This is a genomic window from Pseudomonas sp. KCJK8993, from assembly GCF_046230915.1.
Classification (GTDB): Bacteria; Pseudomonadota; Gammaproteobacteria; order Pseudomonadales; family Pseudomonadaceae; genus Aquipseudomonas; species Aquipseudomonas piscis.
In genome coordinates, this window is the sequence record NZ_JBJJLO010000204.1 from 1 (window position 1) to 4,506 (window position 4,506).

The following is a 4,506-nucleotide window of genomic DNA, read 5'->3' on the forward strand; positions in this document are numbered from 1 at the left end:
TCAGCGGCCCCTCCGGCAGGTGCTTCCAGAAGCGGGTCGGCAAATGCCCCTGCATGACCCTGGGGTTGAGCCGCGCCGGATTGAAGATATGGCTGTAGTAGGTCAACCACAGCTCGCCGCCGGGGTCCTCCATGCCCTGGGCCAGCTGTTGCCAGCCCAGCGGACACTGGCGCTGGTACAGCAGGCGCTCACCATCGAAATACACCCCGTCGCGGGGCGTGGCGATCAGCCAGCGCTGGCGCCCCATGCGCCCGATGAAGTGTTCGCTGGCGCTGGCCAGGATGTCGTGGGCCGGCTCGTGCCAGGCCACGAACTGCGGCTGCTCGGCCAGGGCCGAACGTCCGGGCGGCACCGCGATAAAACGCACGAAAGCGTGCAGGTGATGGGCCTCGCGATCCACCTGGCGAATGCGCCGTTGCAACTCGCTGCCCAACGGGTCGCCGCTGAGCATGGCCGTGCGGTCGCCATGGCTGACCCGCCACAGCACCTCGTACAACAGGCTCCAGCGCTGCTCGCCACGATAGCTCGCCGCCCGCTGCAACAGGCCCAGCAGCGCCAGGGGAATGCGCGCCTGGAACGGCCCGGGCTGCTGCGGATAGTCCTGCGGCCGGCCGAACAGGTCGGCCTCGCGGGCGCCGGACCAACTGACCTGGCTGGGGTCGATGCCATGGCTGAGCAAGCGCCGGGCCTGCTCGCGCCAGGTGTCGAACGACTCGTGGCAGTCCAGGTCGATCATCCCCACAGCCCCATCTGCTGCGGCTGCGGGCGATCGCGCAGTTGCTGGTAGAGCTGCGCGCTGCTGGTCTCGGCCTGGCGCGGGTGATAGTCGCTGGTGATCAGGAACGGCTTGGCCTTGCCCAGCACGCAGCGCATGCGCGCCAGGTCCTCGAAGCGGATGCGCCGCTCCCGGCGCAACTCCACCAGGCGCTGGGTGGTGCGCAGGCCGATCCCCGGGATACGCGCGATCAACGCTGGCTCGGCGCGGTTCAGGTCCAGGGGAAACAGGCTGCGGTTCTCCAGGGCCCAGGCCAGCTTGGGGTCGATGTCCAGGGCCAGGTGCCCCGGTCCCTTGAACAGCTCATTGGCGCTGAAGCCGTAACCGCGCAACAGGAAGTCGGCCTGGTACAGGCGGTGCTCGCGCATCAGCGGCGGCGCGGCCAGGGGCACGCTCTTCGGGCTGTTGGGAATTGGACTGAAGGCCGAGTAATAGACCCGGCGCAAGCGGAAGTTGCCGTACAGGGCCTCGGCGCTGTGCAAGAGGGTGCTGTCGTCGGTGTCGTCGGCGCCGACGATCATCTGCGTGCTCTGCCCGGCCGGGGCGAAACGCGGTGCCCGGGGCTCGTTGAGCACCGTCTGCTCACCGGTGTGGATGGTGCGCATGGCCTGCTTGATCGAACCCAGCTGCTTCTCCGGGGCCAGGGTCTTGAGGCCCCGGTCGGTGGGCAACTCGACATTCACGCTCAGGCGGTCGGCGTAGCGCCCGGCCTGCTCGATCAACGCGGGGTCGGCATCGGGAATGGTCTTGAGGTGGATGTAGCCACGGAACTCGTGTTCCTCGCGCAAGAGCCTGGCCACCTGCACCAGTTGTTCCATGGTGTAGTCCGCCGAGCGGATGATCCCGGAACTGAGGAACAGCCCGCTGACGCAGTTGCGCCGGTAGAAGTCCAGGGTCAGGCGCACCACTTCCTCGGGGGTGAAGCGGGCCCGAGGCACATCGCTGGAGCGGCGGTTGACGCAATACTGGCAGTCGTAGAGGCAGAAGTTGGTCAGGAGGATCTTCAGCAACGAGACACAGCGCCCATCCGGCGTGTAGCTATGGCAGATGCCCATGCCGTTGGTAGAGCCCAGCCCTTGCTTGCCCTGGGAGCTGCGCTTGGGGGCGCCACTGCTGGCGCAGGAAGCGTCGTACTTGGCGGCATCGGCGAGGATGCCGAGCTTGTCGATCAGTTGCATGGCCGGACCCATATACTGTTTTTATATACAGTACAGAGTTCGCACCCGGCACTTCAAGGGGTCGTCTGACCAGCGTCACAGAAATATCCCTGGCCGCTTGGGATAAAACCCTGGCCTGGTGGGTAAAAGTCCTTAAGATACGCGCGCTTATCCATGCCGCTAAAGGTTTGCCCATGCGCCCCTTCTATTTCCTCTGGCTGCTTGCCATGACCCTGCTGCCGGCCTCGCAGGTCCTGGCCGCACCAGCCCCTGCAACCCCGGTCGAAGCCGTGTCGGCCCGGGTCCTGGCGCAGCCGCAATGGCAGAGCCTAGCCCGGCAATGCCCGGCGACGCTGGTGCCACGAAGGGAGACGCCGACAGAGCCCGACCGCTGCAGCGAGCCCGAGCAGATGGAAGACTGCCTGCAAAGCTGCAAGCGCGGCGATGGCAATGACTGCTACTGGCTGGGCATCAACGTGCAAAAGGCCAAGGGCCCGGCCATGGGTTATGAGCCGCTGTTCCAGCGGGCCTGCAGCCTGGGCGTGGCATCTGGCTGCACCAACCGGGCGGCCGGGATGTACGTGGCCACCCCCGACGACGAATCCGTGCGCCAGTGCGTGACCAGGACCTATGCCAAGGTCTGTGAGCTGGACGACCCCTGGGCCTGCACCATGTACGGGTTCAACCTGAGCCAGGGCATCGGCACCCCGCCGGACAACGCCAAGGCCCTCAAGGTGCTGGGCAGGTCCTGCAACAAGCACGGTACCAAGGACCCGGCCTGCACCGCCGCCATCCAGCTCCAGCAGAAGATCCAGGACAAGCTCGCGGAGCCCAAGCCCTGAGGCACTGCCTCAGGAACCCAGGGCCCGCCGCGGGCCATGGCCCAGGCGCTGGCGCAGCCATTCATAACCGCTGACCAGCACGATGCCCGCCAGCACCAGCGCTGCGCCGAAGATGAAGCTCGGCTCCAGGGGCTCGTGCAACAGCCACACGCCGAAGCCGATGCCGAACAGTGGCGTCATGAACGACAACACCCCCAGGCGCGAAGCCAGGTAGCGGCGCAACAGGCCGAACCAGATCAGGAAGCTGGCAAAAGACACCACCAGCACCTGGAAGCCCAGGCTGGTGATGACCAGCGGGGTGAACTGGATGGACGTTTGCCCGGACAGCCAGGCCGCCAGCCCCAGCCAGGCGCAGGCCCCCAGCAACTGGTACTGCAAGGTCCGGGTGGTGGGGCTCGAGGCCAGCCGCGAACAGCGCACCACCACCGTGGTCGCGCCCCAGGCGGCACCGCCCAGCAGGCCGAGGAAATCCCCCAGCAATGCATTGCCCCCGGCGCCCTGGGACGAAGGCCCGCTAAAGGCCACGACGATACCGGCGAAAGCCACGCCGATCCCCAGCCATTGCATTGGTTTGAGACGCTCGGCGGGCAGCCGCCAATGCAGGCCCAGGGCGGCGAAGATCGGCGCGGTATACAGGAAGATCGCCATGTGCGAAGCGCTGGTATGGCGCAGGCCCTCGCCCACCAGCAGGAACTCCAAAGCAAACAGCGCGCCCACCAGCAGCCCGGGGCGCCAGTGGCCTTCGCGCAGCCCCAGGCGCTCACCGCGCCAGCGCATCAGCAGCCCCACCAGCAAGGCGGCGCCAGCGGAACGCAGGGCGATCTGCATGATCGGAGCAATGTCCTGGACGGTGGCCTTGAGCGCCACCTGCTGCAGGCCCCAGACGGCACAGAGGCCGACCATCAGGCTGCAAGCTGTGGCATCGAGGGGTTGGCGTGCAGCCATGGCGGTTCCTTGGATCAATAATCGGGACGCGCTATTGTCCGCCTGACAGAATTGCTAGATATAGCTCGCTTACGCCAATCCATAGCGAGTTAAAGACAACGGCACCGAAAATTTCCAGGAATGGGCTTTAAAGGCAAACCAATCTGGCGGTAGTCGAGCATGTGCTGTCCGCTCACTATCAGCAGGGCATGATCGACTCTCAGGGCTCGGTGCATCACTACAAGGACTTTCAAAACCTTGTAAGAGTAAGCGTACCGTCGCTTTCAGCGACGAGCATCTGATGCCCTTAGAACAGGTCTTGCTAATCCAGTGCCTCGAGGACAAAGCGAAAGACCTCAAGGCCCTCGCCTGCACCCTCTACAGCGGAACGTCCAGCACTACGCCCAGATTGAAAAAAGTGCCCAAGCAGACGGGCTACGACCCACCATTGAAACGGCAAGGCACAAGGACTGGCTCCTCGACCAGGTCGACCGCGTTGTTGATGGACGGATCAGCAACCAGACGTTGGTAAAGACAAAGCTGCATCTGCTTGATTTTCCTACCCTCGCATTTATGTAAACGGAGGTAGATCATGTTCACCCTGCTGTAAGTAGCACGACGTTCCAGACGTATTGAGCAGAGATCCCCTGTACATGTGGTTTTTCTAGGCTATGCCAGTAACTCGCAGATTACTCGCCTGCAGTTCATGGCGAAAAACGCAGTAGTTCAAAGCACGTCAGGAGATGTACCGGAATCAGGGCTGGACCCGCTGAACCAAGATAGGCAGTCGGTTGAGACTGCCCTGCCA

At 64.4% G+C, this 4,506-nt stretch carries 4 protein-coding genes; 1 reads left to right on the forward strand and 3 read right to left on the reverse strand.

Going from position 1 to position 4,506, the window contains the following annotated elements; translation table 11 throughout:
- Positions 1 to 736, reverse strand: a 736-nt coding sequence (locus tag ACK6AU_RS31360; protein WP_409303606.1) for a TIGR03915 family putative DNA repair protein, incomplete at its 3' end; no start/stop codon positions are given.
- Positions 733 to 1,953, reverse strand: a complete 1,221-nt coding sequence (locus ACK6AU_RS31365) for a putative DNA modification/repair radical SAM protein (protein ID WP_409303608.1) — start codon at positions 1,951 to 1,953, stop codon at positions 733 to 735. The genes ACK6AU_RS31365 and ACK6AU_RS31360, both read right to left, overlap by 4 nt.
- 173 nt (positions 1,954 to 2,126) lie before the next feature.
- Between ACK6AU_RS31365 and ACK6AU_RS31370 the strand changes: the two genes are divergently transcribed.
- Positions 2,127 to 2,774, forward strand: a complete 648-nt coding sequence (locus ACK6AU_RS31370; protein ID WP_409303610.1) for a sel1 repeat family protein — start codon at positions 2,127 to 2,129, stop codon at positions 2,772 to 2,774.
- A 9-nt stretch (positions 2,775 to 2,783) separates the two neighbouring features.
- Here the strand turns inward: ACK6AU_RS31370 and ACK6AU_RS31375 are convergent, their stop codons facing one another.
- On the reverse strand, positions 2,784 to 3,719 hold the full coding sequence (locus tag ACK6AU_RS31375; RefSeq protein ID WP_409303612.1) for a DMT family transporter: 936 nt from the start codon (positions 3,717 to 3,719) through the stop codon (positions 2,784 to 2,786).
- Positions 3,720 to 4,506 lie beyond the last annotated feature (787 nt).